Source organism: Actinopolyspora mortivallis (assembly GCF_003001495.1).
GTDB lineage: Bacteria > Actinomycetota > Actinomycetes > Mycobacteriales > Pseudonocardiaceae > Actinopolyspora > Actinopolyspora mortivallis_A.
The window spans coordinates 1-23,933 of record NZ_PVSR01000006.1 but is presented as its reverse complement, the minus strand read 5'-3'; the positions used below and the strand labels follow the sequence as shown (position 1 = coordinate 23,933).

At 68.8% G+C, this 23,933-nt stretch carries 18 protein-coding genes and 1 other RNA gene; 17 read left to right on the top strand and 2 right to left on the bottom strand.

Going from position 1 to position 23,933, the window contains the following annotated elements; genetic code table 11:
- The first annotated feature begins 25 nt into the window (after positions 1-25).
- The 14 genes from cobC (at position 26) to npdG (ending at position 14,028) form a co-directional block, all read left to right on the top strand.
- A complete protein-coding gene (gene cobC / locus CEP50_RS06640; protein ID WP_106113063.1) occupies positions 26-1,072 on the top strand; it encodes an Rv2231c family pyridoxal phosphate-dependent protein CobC in 1,047 nt (348 codons plus the stop codon).
- A 62-nt stretch (positions 1,073-1,134) separates the two neighbouring features.
- Positions 1,135-1,995 (top strand): Nif3-like dinuclear metal center hexameric protein, encoded by an 861-nt coding sequence (locus CEP50_RS06635; protein WP_106113062.1) that lies wholly within the window; start codon positions 1,135-1,137, stop codon positions 1,993-1,995.
- A complete protein-coding gene (locus CEP50_RS06630; RefSeq protein WP_106113061.1) occupies positions 1,992-2,726 on the top strand; it encodes a zinc ribbon domain-containing protein in 735 nt (244 codons plus the stop codon). The genes CEP50_RS06635 and CEP50_RS06630 overlap by 4 nt, the downstream gene beginning before the upstream one ends.
- Positions 2,723-3,868 carry a bifunctional RNase H/acid phosphatase gene (locus CEP50_RS06625; protein WP_106113060.1) on the top strand — a complete coding sequence of 382 codons (1,146 nt, stop codon included), beginning with the start codon at positions 2,723-2,725 and terminating at the stop codon, positions 3,866-3,868. The genes CEP50_RS06630 and CEP50_RS06625 overlap by 4 nt, the downstream gene beginning before the upstream one ends.
- Positions 3,869-3,979: 111 nt before the next feature.
- An RNA gene (gene rnpB, locus CEP50_RS06620) (RNase P RNA component class A) lies at positions 3,980-4,373 on the top strand.
- Positions 4,374-4,889: 516 nt separating this feature from the next.
- Complete coding sequence (locus CEP50_RS06615; RefSeq protein WP_019854956.1) at positions 4,890-5,210, top strand: hypothetical protein; 321 nt, start codon at positions 4,890-4,892, stop codon at positions 5,208-5,210.
- 36 nt (positions 5,211-5,246) lie between these two features.
- Positions 5,247-5,885, top strand: a complete 639-nt coding sequence (locus CEP50_RS06610) for a hypothetical protein (RefSeq protein ID WP_106113059.1) — start codon at positions 5,247-5,249, stop codon at positions 5,883-5,885.
- Positions 5,860-8,787 (top strand): ATP-binding protein, encoded by a 2,928-nt coding sequence (locus CEP50_RS06605; protein ID WP_106113058.1) that lies wholly within the window; start codon positions 5,860-5,862, stop codon positions 8,785-8,787. The genes CEP50_RS06610 and CEP50_RS06605 overlap by 26 nt, the downstream gene beginning before the upstream one ends.
- Positions 8,788-8,798: 11 nt before the next feature.
- Positions 8,799-10,748 (top strand): hypothetical protein, encoded by a 1,950-nt coding sequence (locus CEP50_RS06600; protein ID WP_258174932.1) that lies wholly within the window; start codon positions 8,799-8,801, stop codon positions 10,746-10,748.
- A 27-nt stretch (positions 10,749-10,775) separates the two neighbouring features.
- The gene (locus tag CEP50_RS06595; protein ID WP_106113056.1) at positions 10,776-11,393 is read left to right on the top strand and encodes a hypothetical protein; all 618 of its coding nucleotides are present in this window, start codon (positions 10,776-10,778) and stop codon (positions 11,391-11,393) included.
- Position 11,394: 1 nt separating this feature from the next.
- On the top strand, positions 11,395-12,378 hold the full coding sequence (locus CEP50_RS06590; protein ID WP_106113055.1) for a C40 family peptidase: 984 nt from the start codon (positions 11,395-11,397) through the stop codon (positions 12,376-12,378).
- A 117-nt stretch (positions 12,379-12,495) separates the two neighbouring features.
- A complete protein-coding gene (locus tag CEP50_RS06585) occupies positions 12,496-12,951 on the top strand; it encodes a hypothetical protein (RefSeq protein ID WP_106113124.1) in 456 nt (151 codons plus the stop codon).
- A gap of 68 nt (positions 12,952-13,019) precedes the next feature.
- Entirely contained in the window at positions 13,020-13,223 is a 204-nt protein-coding gene (locus tag CEP50_RS06580; RefSeq protein WP_106113123.1) for a hypothetical protein, read from the top strand.
- A gap of 139 nt (positions 13,224-13,362) precedes the next feature.
- Positions 13,363-14,028 (top strand): NADPH-dependent F420 reductase, encoded by a 666-nt coding sequence (gene npdG, locus CEP50_RS06575; protein WP_106113054.1) that lies wholly within the window; start codon positions 13,363-13,365, stop codon positions 14,026-14,028.
- Positions 14,029-14,169: 141 nt separating this feature from the next.
- On the opposite strand, the gene panB is transcribed toward npdG, so the two are convergent.
- Entirely contained in the window at positions 14,170-15,048 is an 879-nt protein-coding gene (gene panB, locus CEP50_RS06570; RefSeq protein ID WP_106113053.1) for a 3-methyl-2-oxobutanoate hydroxymethyltransferase, read from the bottom strand.
- A gap of 179 nt (positions 15,049-15,227) precedes the next feature.
- Here panB and CEP50_RS06565 point away from each other — a divergent pair, with 179 nt between their 5' ends.
- Entirely contained in the window at positions 15,228-16,052 is an 825-nt protein-coding gene (locus CEP50_RS06565) for an arylamine N-acetyltransferase family protein (protein ID WP_106113052.1), read from the top strand.
- Between the two features lie 180 nt (positions 16,053-16,232).
- Here CEP50_RS06565 and CEP50_RS06560 read toward each other — a convergent pair whose 3' ends face one another.
- The gene (locus CEP50_RS06560; RefSeq protein WP_106113051.1) at positions 16,233-18,011 is read right to left on the bottom strand and encodes an NAD+ synthase; all 1,779 of its coding nucleotides are present in this window, start codon (positions 18,009-18,011) and stop codon (positions 16,233-16,235) included.
- A 158-nt stretch (positions 18,012-18,169) separates the two neighbouring features.
- On the opposite strand from CEP50_RS06560, the gene glnA reads away from it, so the two are divergent.
- Together glnA and CEP50_RS06550 are read left to right on the top strand one after the other, a co-directional pair.
- A complete protein-coding gene (glnA, locus tag CEP50_RS06555) occupies positions 18,170-19,513 on the top strand; it encodes a type I glutamate--ammonia ligase (protein ID WP_106113050.1) in 1,344 nt (447 codons plus the stop codon).
- A 50-nt stretch (positions 19,514-19,563) separates the two neighbouring features.
- Positions 19,564-23,361 (top strand): FkbM family methyltransferase, encoded by a 3,798-nt coding sequence (locus tag CEP50_RS06550; protein WP_258174925.1) that lies wholly within the window; start codon positions 19,564-19,566, stop codon positions 23,359-23,361.
- The last annotated feature ends 572 nt before the right edge of the window (positions 23,362-23,933 follow it).

Sequence of the window (23,933 nt, the reverse complement as noted above, 5' to 3'; positions counted from 1 at the left end):
CCGCCGGACGGCTAGACTGCCGGGGATGACTAGCCGGGACGATCGGGAGATGCTGCGCCACCACGGTGACGTGGACGCCGCGGCCGGCCTGCTCGACTTCGCGGTCAACGTGCGACTGCGCAGGCCCCCCGAGTGGTTGCACAAACGGCTGGTCGCGGCGTTGGAACGCCTCGGGAGCTACCCGACGGCCGAGGACGAGCGCGCCGCGCGGGACGCTACGGCCCGCCGGCACGGACGCCTCCCGGAGGAGGTGCTGCCGCTGGCCGGGGCGGCCGAGGGTTTCGCACTGCTTCCCGCCCTGCGTCCGCGTTCGGCCGCCGTGATCCACCCCTCCTTCACCGAGCCCGAGCTCGCACTGCGTAACGCCGGGGTCGAGGTGAGCAGGGTGCTGTTGGACCCGGCGGAGGGCTACCGGCTGCGAGTGGAACGGGTGCCCGAGGAGGCCGATCTCGTCGTGCTCGGCAACCCGACGAACCCCACCTCGGTGGTGCACCCCGCCGAGACCGTTCGGGCACTGGTCCGCCCCGGAAGGGTGCTCGTGGTGGACGAGGCCTTCATGGACGCGATTCCGGGGGAGGAGGAGTCGCTGGCCTCCGAGCGGCTTCCCGGGGTGCTCGTGCTGCGCTCGTTGACCAAGATGTGGGGACTGCCCGGTCTGCGGGCCGGTTACGCGTTGGGTGAGCCGGAGCTGCTGGAGCGGTTGGGCAGGTGTCGCCCCCACTGGCCGGTCGGTACGTTGGGTCTGGAGGCCCTGATCGGATGTGCCTCCCCCGAGGCGGTGCGGGAGTCCGAACGCGCGGCGACCGAACTCGTGCGCTACCGGGAGGAGCTGGCCTCCGACCTCGGTGCGATCCCCGGCCTGGAAGTGGGACGACCGGCAGCGGCTCCGTTCCTGCTGTTGCGCAGCGAACAGGGATCCCGGGTGCGTGCCCGGTTGCGGGAGCGGGGAATAGCGGTGCGCCGGGCCGACACGTTCCCCGGCCTGAGTGAGGACCACTTCCGGGTGGCCGTGCGGGAGCCGGAGGAGAACGCCGAGCTGACGGCGGCGCTGCGGGGGATCCTCGGCTGCTGAGCGCCGACGTGCCGCCGAGCCCACCCCGCCGAGAGTGCAGTGACGAGACGGAAGGCGACACGATGACCACACGGATCGACGACGTCGTGGGAGTACTGGAGTCGGCCTATCCTCCGGAGCGCGCCGAGTCCTGGGACGCGGTCGGGTTGGTCTGCGGTGATCCCCGGGCCGAGGTCCGCAGGGTGGTGTTCTGCGTGGACCCGGTCGAGGAGACCGTGGAGGAGGCCCTGGAGGCCGGGGCGCAGCTGCTCGTGGCACACCACCCGTTGCTGCTGCGCGGGGTGCACGGCCTGCCCGCGGACACCCCCAAGGGACGGCTCGTGCACCGGATGATCCGTTCCGGCCTCGGGCTCTACTGCGCCCACACCAACGCCGACACGGCCAGCCCCGGGGTCTCCGACGCCCTGGCGGCCGCGCTGGGACTCACCGTCACGTCACCGTTGTGCCCGCACGCGGAGGGCGCGGCGACCGGGCTGGGCCGGATCGGTGAACTCCCCGACGAGGAACCGTTCGAGGACTTCGTGCGCCGGGTCGCCGGAGCGCTTCCCGCCACGGAGTGGGGTGTTCGCGGAGCAGGCCCCCCGCGACGGAGCGTTCGTCGGGTGGCCGTGTGCGGGGGTTCCGGGGACTCGAACCTGGAGGTTGCCGTGGACGCCGAGGTCGACGCCTACGTCACGGCGGATCTGCGCCATCATCCCGTCTCCGAGCACGTGGCCCGTGGCGAGGTACCGGGTGGTGCGGTGCCCAACCTCGTCGACGTGGCTCACTGGGCCAGTGAGTGGCCGTGGTGCCGGCAGGCGGCCGATATCGTCACGACGGCACTGTCCGACGGGGTCGAGGCCCTCGTTTCCGCACGCCGTACCGACCCGTGGACGGTCCACGCCCACGGCACCGCCACCGATACTGGGAGGATGCCCGAGTGAAAGCCGATCCAGCAGCACAGCAGAGGCTGCTCGAACTCGCCAAGGTGGATGCCGAGCTCAATCGCATCAACCACCGCAGGAGAACACTGCCCGAGCTGGAACGTATCGGGGAGGCCGAGCGCGAGGCCAGGGAGAAGCGGGACGCCATGGTGGCCGCGCAGACCGCGCTGGACGATCTGCAGCGCGAGGTCGAACGGCTGGAGAACGAGGTCGACCAGGTGCGTGCCCGCCAGCAGCGGGACCGCCAGATGATGGACTCCACCGGTTCCTCCAAGCAGCTCGAGGACCTGCAGCACGAGCTGGAGACGCTGAGCAGGCGCGAGGCCGCGCTGGAGGAGGACATGCTGGAGGTCATGGAGCGGCGGGAGGCCCAGGAGACCGATCTGTCCCACAGCAGGAAGGCGGTGGAGACGGCCGACGCCCGTCTGGAGGACGCCAGGCACCAGCGGGACCAGGCCCTGGCCGATCTGGACAGTGACGAGGCCAAACGTCTCGCCGAACGGGAGTCGCTGGTGGCCGGTCTGCCCGAGGACCTGCTGAACCTGTACGAGCGGATCCGCAACCAGCGGGGAACGGGTGCCGGGCATTTCCAGGGAGGTCGTTGCGGGGCCTGTCGGCTGGAGGTCGACCGGGCCGCTCTGGCCGCCGTCCGGGAGGCCGCCAGCGACGACGTGGTTCGTTGCGAGGAGTGCGGCGCGATCATGGTGCGTACGAAGGATTCGGGACTGTGACCTCACGAGTGATCATCGAGGCCGACGGTGGCTCGCGCGGCAACCCCGGCCCCGCCGGTTTCGGTGCCGTCGTCCGGGACGCCTCCAGCGGGGAGGTGCTCGCCGAACGTCGCGGAGGGCTCGGCGAGGCCACCAACAACGTCGCCGAGTACCGGGGACTGATCGCCGGTCTGAGCGCCGCGCTCGAACTCGGCGCCGAGGAGGCCGAGATCCGGCTGGACTCCAAGCTGGTCGTCGAGCAGATGTCGGGAAGGTGGCGGGTCAAGCACCCCGACCTGCAACCGCTGGCGAGTGAGGCGACCCAGCTCGTCTTCTCCTTCGCCGCGGCGCGTTTCCAGTGGGTGGCCCGGGAACAGAACAAACACGCCGACCGACTGGCCAACGAGGCCATGGACGCCCAGGCCGACGGGGAGGAGGTCGGCGGTTCCGGACGGAACGCGGACGCCCCGCCGGAGCCGGCTCCCACGGGGGGCGGATCCCCCTCGACGTCCGCGGTGACCAGCTGGTCGGGAGCCGTCGGTGCTCCCACCAGGCTGTTGCTGCTGCGTCACGGGCAGTCCTCGCTGTCGGTGGACCGGCGTTACTCGGGCAGAGGTGACGTCGCCCTGACCGACCTCGGGCACCGGCAGGCTCAGGCCGCGGCCAAGCGGCTGGCCTCCGTGGAGGAGGTGACGGACTCCGCGGTGGTGCTCACCTCCCCGCTGTCCCGGGCCCGCGCCACCGCCGAGGCCGTGGTCGCGGCAACCGGAGGGGAACCGGTGGTGCACGAGGGGCTGGCCGAGACCGACTTCGGTGCCTGGGAGGGGCTCACCTTCCTGGAGGCCTCCGAGAGGTATCCGAGACTGCACACCGCCTGGTTGGGGGATCCGAGCGTCACCCCTCCCGGAGGGGAGAGCCTGAACACGGTGTTCGAGCGTGTGAACGCGACGTTGGACGGGGTACTGCGGGAGCACGCGGGCAAGACCCTCGTGCTGGTGACCCACGTGACCCCGATCAAGGCGATCCTGCGTACGGCGCTGTGCGCGGGGCCGGAGCTCTTCTACCGGTTGCACTTGGACCTGGCTTCGTTGTCCGTGGCCGAGTTCTACCCCGACGGCAACGCTTCCGTGCGGTTGGTGAACGACACCTCCCACCTGGGCTGAACACCCCCGTCGGAGGGCCCGCGGTGGACGGGCAGGAGTCTCCGGTCCGGCGGTGGGGGCCGGGGTGGGAATGTCGGCCCCGGTGGGTGTGTTCTAGGCTGGAGAGGCGGACGAGCCGACCGGGCGGCCGCGGCGGAGTCCCTTCCGCCGAGGAAAGTCCGGACTCCACAGGGCAGGGTGGTTGCTAACGGCAACCAGGGGTGACCCTCGGGAAAGTGCCACAGAAAGCAGACCGCCCGGCCGACAGCGGCCGGGTAAGGGTGAAAGGGTGGTGTAAGAGACCACCAGCATCCCTGGTGACAGGGATGGCTCGGTAAACCCCACCCGGAGCAAGGTCAAGAGGACACCTCGGGTGTCTGCGCAAGTGTTCGAGGGTGGCCCGCCCGAGACTTGCGGGTAGACCGCTTGAGCCTGTCGGTGACGGCAGGCCCAGATGGATGGTCGCCACACGGAGGTGCCGTGAGGTCCTCCGTGACAGGATCCGGCTTACAGGTCGACTCGTCCGCCCTTCGCGCGTCGTTCCCGTGTCATGGCGACACGGGAACGTTCTCTTTCCGCCGCCCGGTTCCGGGCGGCCCTCGCATTCCCTCCGGTGGGTGAATTACCGAGACTCGGATCACTCTGGCCGTCCGATATGCCCCACCGATGTGATGGATTCACGAAAGTGTGATCGTCTATCGGGCATCATGGATGACGAAGAACACGCGTGCACGGACGTCGGGTATCGGGTGACGAGTCGTGGAAGGACGGTCTGTGGTTGGTTGTTCGGACGGCTCGGCTCGACCGTTCGGCCGTACCGGCAGCGGCGGAACCATCCACTCGGGACCGGTTGTGACGGGCTGCTCCACAGGGGTGGTTCCGTCCACCGGTGGGGATACTGTGAGCGTGGCACGTCCCGCGCCACACCCGGTGGAGGCTACCACTACCGCTGTCGGACGTGTCATGTTCTAGACGACGTCGTGTGCCGGGACACCCGGACAGTTGAGAAGGCCGACACCCGCTCGTACACAGAGGGAATCCAATGACCACCGTGTCACTTCAAGCGCTCGAGCAGCTCGGTGCGTTCGTCAGGACGCAGCCGCTGGTCGAAGTGCTCGCCCAGACCAACCTGGACACCGACGGCATCAGGGGTTGGATTCTGGACAATCTGCTTCCGTTGCTGCTGCTGACCGTGGCGCTGATGCTGTTGTGGCTGGGTGGAGGCAAGGGCGACAACGCGGGCGTGATGCGTCGTGTGGGCGGTGTCTTCGTGGCGCTGGCCGTGATAGGTCTCGCCGTCAGCGGTACCGGAGTGGACATCGGTACCTTCATAGCCGGCCTGTTCAGCACCAGCAGCGGGTGAGAACCGGCTTTCGGCCGATGGGCAGGTGGCAACGACATGCAGGTACGTACCGACGACGAGGTCTACCGGGTGGACGCGGTCTGGCTCGGTCCGCCGAAAGCGACGTTTCCCTGGCGTGCGCGTTACGTCGCGTGGGGTGTGGGCATTCTGGTGTTCCTGCTGGTGCTCGCGGCCGAACGCAGAATGGGAATCGGTTTCGGATTTTTTTCCACGGCCTGGGCGCTGGTCATCACGATCGCGCTGACCAGACTGATCTGCTCTCGGATCAGCCACGAACGGCCGCTGAGCGCCGTACTGGTCATGTGGTTGCGCGAACTCACCGCACCGCGCGGCAAGAGCTCGGGCAGAGGCGGGGCCGTCAGCGCCGCGAAGGTCCGAGTACGAGCACAGCGCCCGCGTCCGCGTCCGAAGAAGTCCGGGCGCGCTTCACGCGGAGGTTCCGCGTCCCCCGGACGAACCCAACAGCCCGACGGGCCGGCGGAGACCGCTCGCTCCTCCTCCGGAAGTCGTTCCCGCTCCCGACGGGGACGCAGCGCCGAACCCCCTCCTGCGGGACCGCCCGCCGCCCGGCGCGGCGGACGGTCCTCCGGGGAGTCCGCGCAGCGGACCAGGAATTCCAACAGACGTGCGCACAGCAAGGAGGTTCGCGGTGTTCGGTCGCGGGCGAGGTCGTGAGCGCGACTCCAAGAAGGTCTCTGACCAGCAGTACCGCGCCGCGTCGAAGAAGACGTCGAAGACCGCGCGCTCCGGGAGGAACAAGGACCGCAGACTCCCGGGAGAACAGTCCCTGCCCAGCTACACCCCCTCCATAGCGGCCCGGTCCATCGACGGCCACCTGCTGCGCACCGGCCAGGACGTGTTCGCCTGGTACCGGCTCTCCCCGCAACGGTGGTCCTTCCGCTCCGACTCGCAGCGACAGGACCTCATCGCCGCGATCGCGGGACAGTACGCCGAGCTCCAGGGACGCTGGCTGCACCTGCGGGTGACCAACCGTCCCTACCCGATCCGCATGTGGGCCGAAGCGCACGTGCGCAACGCGCACAACGCCCTGCCCGACGTGCCGGGGGCGCTGAGCTTCGACGACTACATGGTCGGTGAACAGCAGCAGCTCATGGGCCGGTCGATGGCCGAGAAAGAGGTCTACCTCGGAGTGCAGGTGCAGACCCGCAACGTGGTGGACCGGGCCGTCGAGCGGGCGGCGCCGCTGCTGCGGCGCGTGTTCCCCGAGGCGGTCGACGCGGAGCTGGTGGCTCTGGACAGCGAGATCGAACACCTCGACCAGGTGATCGGTTCGGCCGGACTGGACGGCAGACCCGTCACCGCCGAGGAGATGTCCTGGCTGATGCACCGCTCGTGCTCGCTGGGTCTGCCCGCCCCCCGCAACCTCCCCGCCACGCCGAGCGGTTCCTGGCAACCGGAGGATCTGGCCTCGTTCACCGACGCGGCCGACATGCACCAGGAACCGTACGCCCCGACCGTGACCGTGCGGGGGAGGACCGGTTCCAACGCGGGAGTGAGCAGGCACGTGGCCGTGCTGACGCTCGGCCAGACACACGGTCTGCAGATCCCCGAGGTCGACGACCCCTGGCTGCAACACTCCGACCGGCTGCCCGCCCCGGTGGAATGGTCGGCACGGATCTACGTGCGCCGCCCCGAGGACGTCGGGGGGGAACTACAGCGCCAGATGAACAAGGTGCGTTCCCAGGTGCGGCACTACACCGAGGAGCACGGTCTGGAGCCGCCGACCTCACTGGCCAGACAGGCCGGTCGAGTGTTGGAGATCGACGACGAGATGACCTCGGGCTTCACCGCGCTGGCCACACGAGTGCGTTCCTGGTGGCGCATGGCGGTGTCCGGGCCGACCGAACGCGACGCCCTGCGGCTGGCCCAGCAGCTGCTCGATCTGTACAAACCGAAGGTGGCCATCGAACACCCCGAGGCCCAGTACGCGATGGCTCGGGAGTTCATCCCCGGCGAGCAGCTGGCCTCCGGTGCCTATCTGCGCCGTGGTTCGGTGGTGTGGGCCGCCTCGGCGGTGCCGCAGGCCACGGCCGAAGTGGGGGACCGGCGAGGGGTGCTGATCGGGGAGACCTGCACGGCCACCCGCCGCCCCGTGGCGTGGGACCCGTGGATGGCCCAGGAGGTCCGGGACGCCTCCGGGCTGACCGCCATGGTCGCCGGCCTCGGGGGAGGCAAGTCCTTCCTCGGAGGGGGACTCGTCTACAAGACCCTCCGGTCGGGCGCGTACTGGACCCTGCTGGATCCCTCGGGTCCGCTGGCGGAGCTGTGCGAACTGCCGGAACTGCGGCCCTACGCGCGTCCGATCAACCTGCTCAACGCCCAGCCCGGAATCCTCAACCCCTACCGGGTGGTGGCCGAACCGGAACTCGAACACTTCGTCGACGAGGACGACCCCGAACGCAGCTGGCGCCGGGAGCGAGCCATGGCGGCGGCAACCCGGCGTCGACTTGTGCTCGACGTGCTCACCGGACTGCTGCCCTACGACATCTCCCGGATGCCGCAGACCCGGATCGTGCTGCTGCGCGCGGTGCGTGCGGTCGGAGGACGACCGGACGCGCATCCGGGGATGGTCTTTGAGGCGCTGCGCCGCGACGCCAGCGAACACCACGAACACGCCGTGGTGGTGGCGGACTTCCTCGACGAGATCCGCGAGCGCATGTCGCTGCTGATTCCCGAAGCCGACGCCGACCCCTACTCCCAACGCAGGGAGGACCGCCTGACCGTGCTGACGATGGCGGGACTGACCCTGCCCAAGGACGGGGTCGGCCGGGAACACTGGACCGACAGCGAGGCCCTCGGTGTCCAGCTGCTCAACCTGGCCGCCTGGCTGACCCAGCGGACCGTCTACGAGCGCCCCAAGGAGGAACGCAAGGGAGTCTGGATCGACGAGGCCTTCTTCCTGTCCGAAGTGCCCACCGGACGGGTGCTGATGAACCGCTTCGCCAGGGACTCCCGGAAATGGAACGTCCGGGTGCTGCTGTCCAGCCAGATTCCCGCTGACTTCCTGCGCATCCAGGGGTTCGTGTCCCTGCTCGACTCGGTGTTCGTCGGCAGGCTGGACGACGAGCAGGCGCAGTCGGACGCGCTGCGGCTGTTGAAGGTCCCGGTCGACGCGGGCTACGAACAGGTCGTGTCCTCACTCGGCCGCCGGCCCGGTCCCTCCCGGAACAACACCGAACGGGACCGCTCGCCGCGCCAGTTCATTTTCGGCGACGGAGCCGGGGGAGTGGAACGCATCCGGGTCGACTTCAGCGGCCCGCACCTGCAACACCTGCGTGAGGCGCTGGACACCACGCCGGTCTCCGTCGACTCCGAGGAGGACGACACGGAGAAGGACCCGGCGATCACCCCCAACTCGGACTCGGTCGCCGAGATCGGCGGTGCCGGTTCCGAGGAGGTGCCGGACGAGGAGGCCGAGATGTTCGGCGACTTCGCGGAATGGGAGCTCACCGCCGCGGGGGTCGGCGGCAACGAGCCCCCGCCCACGGACGTGAGTGAACAGCAGACGGGTGACAACGTTCACCGGAACGGTGACCGGACGCGGGGAGTCTCCTGATCGTGTTGGTGGTGTTGGTCACAGCCGTGGTCGTCGGGTGGGTGCTTCTCGGCCGTCGCCGTGCCGCACGGAGGGCCCTCCCGTCGGCGGGAGGACGGACGCGGCGCGGAGCGCTGCTGGGGGTGGCGGCCCTGTTGGGGTTGCAGGCGCTGACGGGAGCGCCGGTGCACGCCCAGCCGTTCGACTGCACCGAACCGCCCAACCCGGAGCGGCCGGGAACCGGCATGGTCGGAGCCGTGGATCCCGCCCCCATCGGGGTGGGGCAGTCCGGCAGTGCCTACGACGAGTACGGCTACGCCGGTCATGTCTGGCACACCTACGACCTGGGGTGTGGTCCGCAGGGGGTCAACAACCCCAACGCGATGGTCGACACCTGGATCGGCAACCAGCTGTTCAACGTCGCGAAGAACCTGGTCGGGATGACCAACGGGTTGCACTACTCGTTGTTGTCCGGCGATCTGATGAAGCCGTTGGACGAGATGATCGCCACCGGGACCGTGGCGCTGTACGACAGCGTGTTCGCACCCTGGTTCGGCGTGGTGGCGGTGATTCTCGCGATACTGCTGTTCCGCTACATATGGCAGGGCGACCTGGCCACCATCGGTAAGAAGACGATGTGGGCGCTGGCGGCGCTGTGGTTCGCCTCGGCCACCTATCTGACCCCGCTGGTCTACACCCACGCGTTGGACGACGTCGTGATCACCGGGACCTCGGCCGTGCAGGGGGGGTTCCTGCGCGAGGTGGGCGTCGACGAGCGGGACGCCCTTCCCACACTGCTGCACAACGAGGTCGTCTACCGCGGGTGGTTACGCGGGGAGTTCGGGTCTCCGGACTCCGAGAAGGCCGAGCAGCTGGGTATGCGCCTGCTGGACGCGCAGGCCTGGAGCAAACGGGAAGTGCTCTCCGGTGAGGCCGACGGCTCGGGAGAGCGGAAGAAACGGGCCTTCGAGGAAGTGGCCGCCCAGATGGGCAGCGCCTACGGCTATTTCCAGGGGGTCGACGGCAGTCGGATCGGCGCGGGCATGCTCGGTATGCTCCAGGCCCTCTCCTACACCACGTTCCAGCTGCTCGCCAAGGCCGCGATCCTGCTGGCCCAGGTGCTGCTGCGGGTGCTGATACTCGCCGGTCCCCTGATCGGCCTCGTCGCGCTGTTGCACCACGAGGTGCTGCGCGGCGTGGGACGCATCGCCGGTGCGGCCCTGCTCAACGTGGTGCTGATCTCCGCCATGGCCGGGCTGCACACGCTCGTGCTGAACTGGATATTCGATCCCAGCCGTGGGTTCTCGCTGTTGACCCGGATGCTGTTGGCCGCGTTGCTCACCGTCGTGTTCCTGATGATCGGAAAACCGGTCCGCCGCATGGGACAGATGATCGAGCTGTCGGCCGGTGTCGCCGGGGGTGCGGTTCCCGGGCCCCAGTCCTCGTTCCTGTCCCGCCTCCGACGGGGTGGAGCCTCCGGCCACCACGGCGGTCCGCAGGACGACTTCTGGGAACAGGTCCGCAGCACCGGTGCGCAGGACACCACGGCCACGCCGGGAACGGCCGGACAGCCCCGTCCCGAGTCGGAAGGCCCCACGGTGATCGCCACGGCGCAACGGACGGACCGTTCCCCCCGGGGCGGGACATCCGGTGGCGGGGAGATCCCCGGGGCCGCGACCACGCAGGGGACCACACCGGGCGCCGGTGCCGTGACCCAGCACCGCCCCGGCACCAGACGGAACTCGGGTGCGCTTCCCGAGGGGGAGCGCAGTCGCACCGTGGACACCTCCCCGATCACCGAGGGGGCGTGGAACGAACGTGACGACGATCCGGTGGTGGTGCCTTCCCGGGTCGGCGGGACGAGCCCACTGCGGAGGACGGAGGACACCGTCTCCCGTGGTCCGGAGCCCGAGGTGCTGGCCGGAAGACCGGTCAACGTGGTCTATCGGCCGTCGCGCGGGTTGGAGGTCGCCGATGAGTGAACGTTCCGCGGAAGGAGGCCGGTTCTGATGCCGATCCGGACACATCGGGGGCGGGCCGCGGTCTACCGCAGGCTGTGGGGGTGGCCGTTGCGTTCCCCGAAGCATCTGGTGGCGGCGATCGTCCTCGTGGTGGCCACGGTCAGCGGGGTGGGGTTCCTGTTACCGGGTCCCCTGCCGGGTGCCGGCGCCGGCGGTTCCGACAGTGAGTCCGTCCGGGACTACGAGCGGTACTCCCGGGACGATGCCGTCGCCAACGACGCCGAGTCGTCGGACTCCGGTTTCCGGGGGGCGCCACCGTCCATTTCGGTCCCCACCGCGCGGCCCGAGTCGGCTCCGGCGGATCCGGCCGGTCTGGAGGTGGTGCGCCAGTGGGTCACCCGGTGGAGCCGGACCTCCGAGGACACGACCCGACAGCAGTGGTTGGACGGGTTGCGCCCGTACACCACCTCCGAGTTCATCGGGGTGATGAACACCGTGGACCCGGCGAACGTGCCCGCCACCGAGATAACGGGAGAACTGCGGGTCGACGAGTCGACCGAGACCTCGATGCGGGTCCGAGTGCCCACGGACGGTCCCACCCTGCGGGTGCATGTGGTCCGTTCCGAGCAAGGATGGCGTGTGTCCGGTTACGACAGGGTGGACTGAGATGCGCAAGGTCGCTGTGGTGCTGGTGCTGCTCACCGGATTCGGTGGACTGATCGGAGTGGGGGCCGTCACCGGCCTGCTCGCCGGGCTCGGCGGGGGCGAGCGGAGCCGGTGGGCAGGCTGTGACACCGCTCTGGGCGCCTCCGAGGTCTCCCTGTCCCGGGGCCAACGGATGGCGCGGGCTCTCGGGCAGGAACAACGGGAGGTCGTCCGGCGGATCATCGAGATAGGGAAACGACGTGAGCTTCCGCCCCGAGCCTGGCAGATCGCGATCCAGGCGGGAAAGACCGAGTCGAACCTGCGCAACCTGAACTACGGACACGCCGACTCCCTCGGCGTCTTCCAGATGCGTCCCTCGATGAACTGGGGGACGCCTCGACAGGTGACCGACCTCGACTACGCGATCAACAAGTTCTACGACGTGTTGACCGAGGTCGAGGGGTGGAAGGAGATGCGTCCCGGCTCGGCGGCGCAGGCGGTGGAGCGTTCGGCCTTCCCCTCGCGCTACCACGACGCGGAGTCGATGGCGGCGTACCTGGTCAACCAGGAGGGTGAGGTGCGGGCGGTGAGCGACTGTTCCGCCGTGCCGGACGCCGGTGAACTCGCCGCCACGGTCGTCGGTTACGCCAGGGAACAGCTCGGTTCCCCCTACGTGTGGGGGGCCGAAGGGCCGAACACCTTCGACTGCTCGGGACTGACGCAGCAGGCGTGGGCGGCCGCGGGGGTGCGCATCCCCCGCGTCTCGCAGAACCAGTACTACGACGGCGGGACCATGATCCCGCTGCGGCGCGCCCGGACCGGAGACCTCGTGTTCTGGGGACACGGCCGGAACCCCGACTCGGTGCATCACGTGGCGTTGTACCTCGGCGACAACAAGGTGCTGCACGCTCCCCAGCCGGGGGAGACCGTGGAGATCACCGAACTGTGGGATGGAGGGGAACTGCTTCCGACCGCGGTGCGTCCCGCGCCGTCCCGGAAGAGCTGAGATCGTTGTCACACACCGGTGCGTGGGACCACCGGAGAGGCCGACACACCCGGGGCGGGTGTCTTCACGGTCGAACGGTGGCACCACGGTTCCGCCGCGGCTCCTAGGAGGACGAGCATGTTCACTCCCGACCCGATCCCCCGTCCGAGTGGTCCACCGGAGTCGAGCACCCCGCTGGCCGACTACCTGAGCAGGAACCCACCGGGCACGGACGAGGACCACGCCGTGCTGCCGCGTTCGTTGGTCGAGTCCATGCCGTTGCCGTGGCAGCGGCACATGCGTGATCTGCTCGCCGAGTTCCACCAGGCCTTCGCGCACCTGAACTGGCCCGTCTACCGGGTGGTGCCCACGCGGTGGGAGTTGGTGGCCGATCTGGACGAGCAGCAGCTCGCCGAGATCGGCTGCACCGTGGAACTCGGGGACGGCGGCGAACTGGAGTACCGGTTGCGGGACGGAAGCCGGGTCGAGGATCCGGAGCACCACCGGGTGCTCGTCCCCTGTCCGGATCCGTTGCCACGACGTGGTGGCGGGAGGGGAGGACGGGCCGCCGACCCGGCTCCTCCGCCGGGGTGAACATCCGGCGCGGGTGCTCCGGATGTGCGGACCGTGACATCCCCACCCGGGCGTGCGAGGCTCGACACATGAGCGGGAAAGGCTGGTACTTCTGCTTGAAACATCGACGCGTCGAGGCGCCGGAGGAAGTGTGTCGCGCGCTCAACCGTCTCGGACCGTACAGCGACCGCGCCTCGGCCGAGAACGCGCTGGAGATCGCCCACCGCCGTACCGAGGAAGCCGACGAGGCCGACCGGCACTGGGGTGGGGGATCGGGTGCGGAGGAGCGCTGACCCCTTCTCTTCGCGGAGCGGGGCCGGGTGGGCACTCCGTTCCGGAAGTCACGAGCCGTCTGGACAACCCCGTGTTCACGTCGGCGGACACGACGGGATGGATAATGTCCCGTGATCCACGGAGACGGAGGGAGCCGCGGTGGTTGATGTCGGAAACCTGACCGTCGGTGTCCTGGGAGGCACGGGCGCTCAGGGCAAGGGACTGGCGATCCGCTGGGCACAGGCAGGACTGCGGGTGCTGCTCGGATCCCGCTCGGCCGACCGTGCCGAGCAGGTGGCACAGGAGGTCGCCGAGGCCGGCGGCGGCTCCGTGAAGGGGTGCGACAACGCGCAGTGCGCCTCCGAAGCGGATGTGGCGCTGGTGGCGTTGCCGTGGGAGGCCCACGCGGAGACGCTGCGCGGACTGCGCGCCGAGCTCTCCGGAAAGATCGTGATCGACTGCGTCAACCCGCTCGGCTTCGACAGCAAGGGCCCGTACGCGTTGGAGGTCGAGGAGGGAAGCGCCGCCCAACAGGCCGAGGCACTGTTGCCGGACTCCCGGGTAACCGCGGCGTTCCACCACGTCTCGGCCGTGACGTTGGCCGACACGAGTGTGCCGCACGTGGACCTGGACGTGCTGGTGCTCGGGGACGATCGGGAGGCCACGGACCTGGTGAGGGCGTTGGCCGACGTCATCCCCGGTGTCCGGGGCATCTACGGGGGGAGGCTGCGCAACGCGCACCAGGTGGAGGCGTTGACGGCCAACGTCATCGCGATCAACAGGCGGTACAAGGCGCACGCGGGGATCCGCGTCACCGACGTCTGAGGATCCCTCGGTGGGAGGCGGACCGGTTTCCCCGCCCGACGGGACACGTCGGAGCGCGGAAACCGGTCCGCCGACCAGGGTCGGGTACTCCTCACGGGGTTTCACCGCCCGTTCGGTCCCCCTCGGGGCCGTAGTCGGATGTCACTCGAAGCTGTGCTCCGGTGCCGGGAACTTGCCGTCCCGGACGTCCTCGGCGAAGCTGCTCGCCGCGCGGGAGAGGGTCTCGCCCACCTCGGCGTAGCGTTTGACGAAACGGGCGGTGTGCCCGGTGTCGAGTCCGGCCATGTCGGTCCAGACCAGCACCTGCCCGTCGCAGTCCGGGCCGGCCCCGATCCCGACCGTGGGAATGCTCAGTTCCTCGGTCACCCGTTTCGCCGCGGAAGCCGAAACCATTTCGAGTACTACGGCGAAGGCTCCCGCCTCCTGCAACGCTCTCGCGTCGTCGAGCAGTTCCCTCGCCTGCTCGCCACGGGCCTGCACGCGGTAACCCCCCAGGCCGTGCTCACTCTGCGGGGTGAAACCGATGTGCCCCATGACAGGGATGCCCGCGGACACGAGGGCTTCGACGTGGGCCGCGTACCGCGCTCCCCCCTCGAGCTTGACGGCATGCGCACCGTCCTTCATGAAGCGCGTCGCGGTGTGCAGTGCCTCCTCCGGGGAGGCCTGGTAGGAACCGAACGGGAGGTCGGCCACGACCAGGGAGTACTCCACCGACCGCGCCACCGCGCGGACCAGCGGAAGCATCTCCTCGACCGTGATCGGCAGGGAGGACTCGTAGCCGTAGACGTTGTTGGCGGCCGAGTCGCCGACCAGCAGCACGGGAATACCGGCCTGGTCGAAGATCCGTGCCGTGTAGGTGTCGTAGGAGGTCAGCATCGGCCAGGCTTCGCCACGCCGCTTGTACTCCCGCAGGTGGTGGATTCGCACTCTGCGCCGGGGACGGCCGGAACCGTAGGGGGCGGTCGTCTCCTGCCCCTCGGTGGCGGATCCCCGGGTGTTCTCGTTGTCGGACATGGTCATCCTCTTCCTCGCGGCCCGCTCTCCGGGTCCACGGGTCGTACGGATGTTTGTACCCCTCAAGAGTGACACCGGGGAAGACGGAACTCGACCCTTTCCGCCCTACGTCACAGCGGGCGGCGTGTCAGCCGGGACCTCGTTGACTTCGACAGCGCTCGAAGTGCGAGCTTGTTCACATGGCAATGATCGCGGAGCAACAGCACGTGACAGACGAGTGGAACACGGGCGCCGTGGACATCACGGCGTATCTGGAACGCATCGGCGAACCCCGGCTCTCCCCCTCCGCGGAAGCCCTGCACCGGCTGCACCGGGCGCACGTTCGCACCATCCCCTTCGAGAACGTCGACGTGGTGCTCCGCAGCTACCCCGGGCTCGGGCTGGCGGACATCCAGGCGAAGCTCCTCCACCGGAGGAGGGGCGGATACTGCTACGAACACGCCCTGCTCTTCGCGGCCGTGCTGGAACGACTCGGTTTCACCGTGACGAGGTACATGGCGCGGGTGGAACCCACACATCCCGGCCCCTACACCCACATGATGCTGGTGGTCTCGGTCGACGGCGCCGACTATCTCGCCGACGTGGGGTTCGGTGCCGGGATCCTGGAACCGATGCCGTTGCGGGAGGACACGGAGGTCGACCAGGCCGGCTGGCCGCACCGGCTCCGTCGGGAGGGCAGCGGCTGGACGCTGGAGAGGTGGGCGGGCGGACGGTGGGAACCGTTGCACGCCTTCGACCCCATCCCCTCCCGTCCGGTGGACTACGAGGTGGCACACCACTACACCGCCACCCACCCCAACTCGCCCTTCGTGGGCAAACCGGTGGTCATGCGTCTCGACCAGGGCAGGCTGCGCAAACTGGTGGGCACGGAGTTCGTGGTAGAAACCCCCGAGGGGGAGTCCGGGCGAGAGACGGTCCCACCGGAACGGTTGGGGGAGACGCTGCGGGAACTCGACGTCGAGCTCACCCAGGAGGAACTGAGCGCCCTGCGCACCGAACTGGGATGGTGAGCGGCCGGTTCTCGTTCGTTCGGAAGTGGTCCCGCCCGGAGATCCTTCCGGCGAGGCGGTCCGCGTGAGGTGGTGCCCTTCGGGACACTCGCCGGAGGACACCACCTCGTTCCCTCCGTTCGGTCCCTTCTTCGGTCTCGGAGGAGCTCCGTCGGAAACCGGGTTCGACGGACAGGAGGTTCACACGGGACGCTCCTCACGCCAGAGATTGGTCAACGGAAGCCGACGATCCCTGCCGAACGCCTTCGGGGTGATCTTGGTCCCCGGCGGGTACTGCCTGCGTTTGTACTCGGCCCGGTCCACCATCCGCAGGACGCGCTCCACGAGATCCGCGTCGAAGCCCTCCGCGATCAGGTCCGCGTAACTGCGGTCGCCCTCCACGTAACCGTCCAGGATCTCGTCGAGCACCTCGTAGGGCGGCAGCGAGTCCGTGTCCACCTGGCCGGGGCGCAGCTCGGCGGAGGGTGCCTTCGTGATCGAGCTCTCGGGAATCGGCGGTGTCTCGCCCCGCTTCTCCGCCTCCTCGTTGCGCCACCGGGCCAGGCGCCACACCAGCGTTTTGGGGACGTCCTTGATGGGAGCGAAACCACCCACCGCGTCCCCGTAGATGGTCGAATAGCCCACCGCGAGCTCGGTCTTGTTGCCGGGGGCGAGTACCAGGTGCCCGTGCTGGTTCGACAGCGCCATCAGAGTCATGCCCCGGCAACGGGCCTGGATGTTCTCCTCCGCCAGTCCGGACAGCCCCAGTTGGTCGACGAACACCCGGACCATGTCCTCGATCGGATGTGTCCGGAAACGGCAACCGAGCCGTTCGGCCAGTTCCGCCGCGTCGGACCGGGAGTGCTCCGAGGAGTAGTGGGAGGGCATGGAGACCCCGTACACCCCCTCCGGTCCCAGTGCGTCGACAGCCAGGGCCGCGCACACCGAGGAGTCGATGCCTCCGGAGAAGCCGAAGGTCACCGAGCCGAAACCGTTCTTGTGCACGTAGTCCCGCAAACCCGTGACCAGAGCCGCCCACACCTCGGCCTCCTCGGTCAGGGGTTCGGCGACCGGGTGGTCCTCGCGCAGTGGTTCGTACTCCGGCACGGGGTCGGGGGAGAGGGTGATCCGTTCCACCCGGAAGGCGGGCAGGGTCTTCGGGCGGAAGTGCGGTGGGGCCTGCTGGTCCACCGGTTCGGGGGATACCTCCGTGCAGGTGTGCCCGCCCGCGGTCAGCTCCAGGTCGTGCACCAGCAGGTGCTCGGAGAAACGCGGCGCGCGTGCCAGGATCTCCCCGTGGTTGGTGGCGATCATGGAATCGCCGTCGAAGACCAGTTCGTCCTGGGCACCGACGAGATTGACGTAGGCCATGGGGGCCTCGGCCTCGGCGGCACGGCGCACCACGAGCGAGGTGCGCTCGGTGTTCTTGGCGTGCTCGTAGGGGGAACCGTTGACGCAGACCACCATGTCCACGCCGACCTTGCCGAGTGCGGTGATCGGACCACCGTTCTGCCAGATGTCCTCGCAGACCACCACACCCACGTCCACGCCGTGCAGCCGCACGATCGGCAGCTCGTAGCCGGGGGCGAAGTAACGGGCCTCGTCGAAGACCCCGTAGTTCGGCAGGTGGTGTTTGAAGTAGGTGGCGGTGATCTCGCCGCCGTACAGCAGGGAGACCGCGTTGCGGATTCCCTCGTCGTCGCGGTCCAGGTGGCCCACGATCACCAGGGCGTCACCGCAGCCCGCCTCCCGCAGCCGCTCGGCCAGCGAGCCGAGTTCGGCACGGTTGGCCGCCGCGAAGGACCTCCGCAGCGCCAGGTCCTCCACGGGGTAGCCCGCCAGCACCATTTCCGGGAAGGCGACCAGATGGGCCCCCTGTTCCACGGCCTGACGGGAGCGTTCCAACACCAGCGAGCTGTTGCCCGCGACGTCGCCGACGCGGGCGTCGACCTGAGCCAGAGCGAGGCGCAACTGCGGCATGACCCCATCTTCGCGCAGCGCGGCGGCGGCAGTACGCCGGGGAGGTGTGTGTTCCGGCGTGTCGGACGACGAGCCGGAAACTCCCCGACACGATCTCGTGTCGCACTCGTAACGGAGTGGGTGCGACACCTCGGGGCAACGAGACTTAGGCTGCGGGTATGGACCGTCAGCAGGAGTTCGTGCTCCGCACCTTGGAAGAACGCGACATCCGCTTCGTGCGGCTGTGGTTCACCGACGTTCTGGGAATCCTGAAGTCGGTGGCCATCTCGCCCGCCGAACTCGAAGGGGCCTTCGCGGAGGGGATCGGTTTCGACGGGTCCGCCGTCGAGGGGTTCTCGCGTATCTACGAGTCGGACATGGTCGCCAAACCCGATCCGACGACCTTCCAGGTGCTTCCCTGGGAGACCGCGGACGGACAGCACTATTCCGCTCGGATGTACTGTGACATCACGATGCCCGACGGATCACCCTGCTGGGCCGATCCGCGCCACGTGCTGCGCCGTACTCTCTCCAGGGCGACCGAGGCGGGATTCACCTGCTATGTGCATCCGGAGATCGAGTTCTTCCTGCTCAAGGACCTCCCGGTGGACGGAAGCGCGCCCGTGCCCGCCGACTCGGGCGGATACTTCGACCAGGCCAGCCACGACGCGGCCCCGCACTTCCGCCGCAACGCCATCGAGGCGCTGGAGGCCATGGGGATCTCCGTGGAGTTCAGTCATCACGAGGGAGCGCCGGGACAGCAGGAGATCGACCTGCGTTACGCCGACGCGCTCACCATGGCCGACAACGTGATGACCTTCCGCTACGTGGTCAAGGAGGTGGCGCTCACCCAGGACGTGCGGGCCTCGTTCATGCCCAAACCGTTCAGCGACCAACCGGGTTCGGGCATGCACACCCACGTGAGCCTGTTCGAGGGAGACCAGAACGCCTTCTACCACCCGGAGAACCCCTACGAACTCTCGGACACCGGACGTGCCTTCGTGGCCGGGCTGCTGCGGCACGCCCGGGAGATCAGCGCCGTGACCAACCAGTGGGTGAACTCCTACAAACGGCTCGTCGTCGGCGGCGAAGCCCCCACGGCGGTCTGCTGGGGACACGCCAACCGCTCCGCACTGGTGCGGGTGCCGATGTACTCGCCGGGCAAGTCCTCCTCGCGGCGCGTGGAGGTGCGCAATCTGGACTCGGCGTGCAATCCGTACCTGGCCTACGCGGTGATTCTCGCGGCCGGGCTGCGCGGGGTGCAGCACGGCTACGAACTCCCGCCTCCGGCCGAGGACGACGTCTGGTCGCTGACCGAGAGCGAACGCAAGGCCGCCGGCTACCCGAACCTGCCGCAGAACCTCAACGAGGCGTTGGCCGAGATGGAGGGTTCCGAGCTGATGGCCGAGACCCTCGGTGAGCACGTCTTCGACTTCTTCCTCCGCAACAAGCGGGACGAGTGGAACGCCTACCGCAGTCACGTGACGCCGTACGAGTTGCGCACCCTGATGCCGATGCTGTGATCCGGTCGGGGCGTGTGGGAACTCGGGGCCACGACGGTAAGTTCTGCGTCGTGAGTGATCCCCTGGACCATTCCGAGCCGACCCCATGGCCGTCCACAGACCCGGAACACCCCGACGAGGCGGAGGAGTCCGCCGACGAGCCGGCGTGGCCCGTGGAACTACCCGAGGAGACCGGACACCAGCAGGTCCCGGCGGAATCGGGCTCCACGGGGCCGACGCCGCACGGCTGCACGACAGCCCGCCACGGACAGCTCGCCGGGGCACGTGTGCTGCGTGACTCCTTCCTGCGCCACCACCCCGGGGGACGGTTCACGATCCTGCTGTTGGATTTCGCCTCCTCCTTGGACGAGTCCGAACGTGCCGAGGTGCACACCCCCGCCGACATCGGCGTCACGGACACCGAGTTCGCCCGCCTGGCCATGGCCTGTGACGGCCCGCTGCTCAACGCTGTGATGCTGCCGAGGCTGCTCGCGCGGCTACTGGAGTCCGCCTCCCCGGTGCTCTACCTGTCCCCCGCCGTCCAGGTGTTCGCCCCCTTCGGGGAGCCACTCTCCGTCCTGAGCGAGGCGGAACCGGTCGGTCTCGCGCCGAGGGTGCTCCGTCCGCTCCCCTCGGACGGATTGCGTCCCGGCCCGAAGGACCTGGCTCGGGTGGGTTCCTTCGACACCAATCTGCTCGCCGTCCACAGCGGGGCCGAGGCCGTTCTGGAGGAGTGGACGACGCAGGTCAGGGCCGACCCCGGAGCCGCCGAGGGGTTCCTCGAGGGGCTGCCCGCCATGGTGGCCCACCGTGTGCTGCGTGACCCCGGAGTGGGGCTTTCGGTGTTCAACGCCGGGCAACGACACCTGGAAGTCTCGGACGGGGAATATACGGTGGACGGATCCCCGCTGCGGAGTGTGCACTTCGAGGGATTCGAACCACAGCGTCCCTGGCTGTTCTCCGCGGAGTACGCGGACCGTCCGCGTGTCCTGCTGTCGGACTTCCCCCAACTCGCCGGGTTGTGCGCGGGTTACCGCAACGCGCTCGTCTCCCGGGGGCTGACCGACGAACGTGCGCACCCCTTCGAACGCCTGCCCGACGGTACGCTGATCCCTCCGGGAGTGCGCAGCGCCTACCGGGCGCGGTGGACACGTCGGCACGACGATCCACTGCCCAGTCCTTTCGAGGAGCGGGACGAAGCCGGTGCGGCGGAGGCGGAGTTCCTCGAATGGGCGGCAGCTCCTGCGGACGAACGACAGCGCGTGGCCGGATGCTCGCTGTGGGCCCACTGCGTCTGGGAGGACGACCCGACACTGCGGCGGGACTACCCCGACCCGCTCGGCACGGACGCGGCCGCTTTCGGCGAGTGGTGTGCCGGTGTGGGAGTGGCCAGCGGCAGGATTCCGCCCCGCGCGGTACGCGCGCCTGGCCGCGAACGCTCCGAGATGACGGACCAACTGGGGGTCTCCGTACTGGGATCCGGAGAACTGGCCGAGTTGGTCCGTCTCGCCGTACGTGCCTCGGGCGTGCCCGCGGCCGACGAGCCACAGTATCCGGTGGTGCTGCGTTGTGACCCGACGATCCCCGTTCCGGCCGGACACCACCTGATCGACATTCGGGCCGACGGGGGAACGGATTCCGCTGAACAGGGAGCCGTGAGCGGGGAGCCCACCGAGATCTGGGCCCTGTCCCGAGCGGGCAGACACGCGGCCCGGCACGCCGGCGTGCAGGCCAGGGTGTTGGGACTGCCGTTTCCCGAGCACCCCCCGCTGGGGGACGAGGAACGTGGCACGGCACGTGACCGTGCGGGATTCTCCGACGAGTTCGTCTTCGCCGCCTTCGCCGACCACACCGACGAACACCGGGCCAACGTGCTGGGACTGGTGACCGCCTTCGGCACGGCTTTCGGGGAACGCTCCGACGTGCGGTTGTTCGTGGCGGTCAGCGGTGCCGAGAAGTCTCCGGAAGCGGCCGAACGGCTGCGGCTGGCCACGGCCACCGATCCCCGCATCGTCCTGTGGGAGGAGTCCGACGCAGCGGAAATGGCCACGTCTCTGGCGGACTGCGTCGTCTCGCTGCACCGTTCGGAGAGCGGAGCCGGTGGTGACCGGTACGCCCTGCGTCTGCTGGGGGTCGTCGCCCGTGCGGTTCCCGTGATCACGGTCGACCACGGGTCCGTGGCCGAACTGCTCGGTCCTTCCGGCGCGTCGCTGGTGCGCTGCCAGGGAGGTGGCGAACCCGATGTCGACGCCGCGGTCGCGGCGCTGCGCGAGGCCGTCGCCGACCCCGGTGCCACGGTGCGTTTCGGGGCGGCTGCCCGCGCCTTCCTCTCCGAGCGGCACTCCACGGTGCGGGCCGGGGAACAGCTTCGGGAACGGGTTGAGGCTGCCTACCGGAACTGGCGGGCCAAGTGGGCGCGGGACCGGCAGGACGGCGCCGATGATCCGCTACGACCGCTGTTGGTGGCGCGCCACGCGCTGCACCGCCCCCCGGAGGTGGGCATGGGCGGCCGCAACGCTGTGACGCCCGCGCTGCGCAAGGCGGTGCTCAAGGCGCTCGGACACTACGACGAGCACATCCGGGACGTCATTCGGTCCCTGCTGGACGGAATGGAGAAGACCGCCTCGGAACTGTTGCGGCGCCAGCAGGAACACTCCGACGACCTCGACGTCAACGCCGTGCGGGCCGAGTTGTCGCAGTTGTCCCAACACCAGGAGCTGCTCGGATCCCGGTTGGCCGGTGTCGACGACGGCGCCGCACAACTGCGTGCTGACCTGGCCGAGCACGATCGCAGGCTGCGTTCACTGGAGGAAGGGGGTCACGCGGTCGAGGAGAGCGGGCTCTCCGAACTCGCCGAGCGCATCGAAACGCTCACGGGGGCGGTGGAACGCACCCTGGACCGCGTGGATCGCCTGGAGCGTCGTGTGGAGGACTCGGAGCGGACCCACCAGGAACAACTGGACAACGGTCTGCGCCGCACCGCCCTGGACGTCGACAAGGCGCTGCGCGGCACGGACGCGCTCAGGCGCATCGTGGTCCGGGAACACGAGCGTCACGGAGGGGCCGACCACGTGTCGGGGACACCCGTGGTGTGTGAGGCGGGACTGCTGAGGCTGCCCTCCGGGGACAGCGTGATGCTGCCCTGGTTGTCCTCCCATCACCACTGGGACGCCGAGGTCTCGGCGCTGATCGACTCACTGCTGGAACCGGGCGGGGTTTTCCTGGACGTGGGGGCCTATGTCGGTTACCAGAGCGTTCGTGTCCTGGGAAGGCTGAACCACACGGGCAGGGTGGTGGCCGTCGAACCCGACCCGACGGCTCGTCGTCTGTTGGAACACAACGCGGAGATCAACGTGGCCGAGCCGGTGCGGGAGAGGCTGACCGTGTTGGAGTGCGCGGCCTGGGACCGTGACCGGGAGCTCCTGGGAGAACCCGTGGACACGGGAGGAGTGCGGATTCGTCCCACGGAGGATCCGTCGGGGGCGTACCCCCAGGCGGTGTCGGTACGTGGGGTGCGGCTGGACGGGGAACTGGACAGCACGCACGGGGTCGGGGAACGCAACCTCTCCGTGGTGCACGTGGACGTCGGAGGTGGTCTCTATCGTGTCCTGTCCGGACTGGAGGGCTTGCTCGGCGACCACCGTCCTTCCGTGATCTGTTCCTTCACCCCTTCGGCTCTGGAGAGCCTCGGGGAGGATCCGGAGTGGGTGTTGCGCCGGTTCGAGGAGTGGAAGTACGAGATTCTGCTCGTGGGAAGGAACGATCCGGTTTCCGTCGAGCAACTGATGCGGGCCATCGGGGCCTCCGAGACCAGAACGGTGAAACTGTGGCTGCGGCCCCGGGAGGAAGTCGCTCCAGGCCCGGGGTGACCTCGCGGTTTCTGGTGGGTGAAATCGGGAGGCCGGGGAGTGAACCGCTGGTGCGACCCCCCTCGTGAGTGCCTCGGAGAGGATGTGTAGAGTATTTCCTGTCAGCACGGCGGGGCCTGCTGGGAACTGTGGTGATTCCGGGTTTGTCCGGATCCGGTTCGTGGCGGTTCGTGTGGTGCTGGGTTGTTTGAGAAGAACCGCGTGACAATGGTGCTCGGCGTGCTGCTGTGGTCCGTTGAACGGCTGCGGCGGTGTGGGGTCCCCCCGGTTGGGGGATGCTGATCCGGGTGCTAGGATGAACGTGGTTGACAACGAAGACATTCGGGAGCGGTTGTGACGGCCGGTTTTCCCGGATGTACGCCCGCGGTGGTGGGTGTGTTCTTTGAGAATTCAACAGTGCCCTGTTTGTGTGCGTGTGGGGCCCGTGTGGGTCTTGTGGTTTTTTTGAGTGTTTGTTGCTGGGGTTTTTTCTCTGGTTGTTTGTTGGAGAGTTTGATCCTGGCTCAGGACGAACGCTGACGGCGCGCTTCACACATGCAAGTCGAACGCTCGCACCCCGTGTGCTTTCCCCT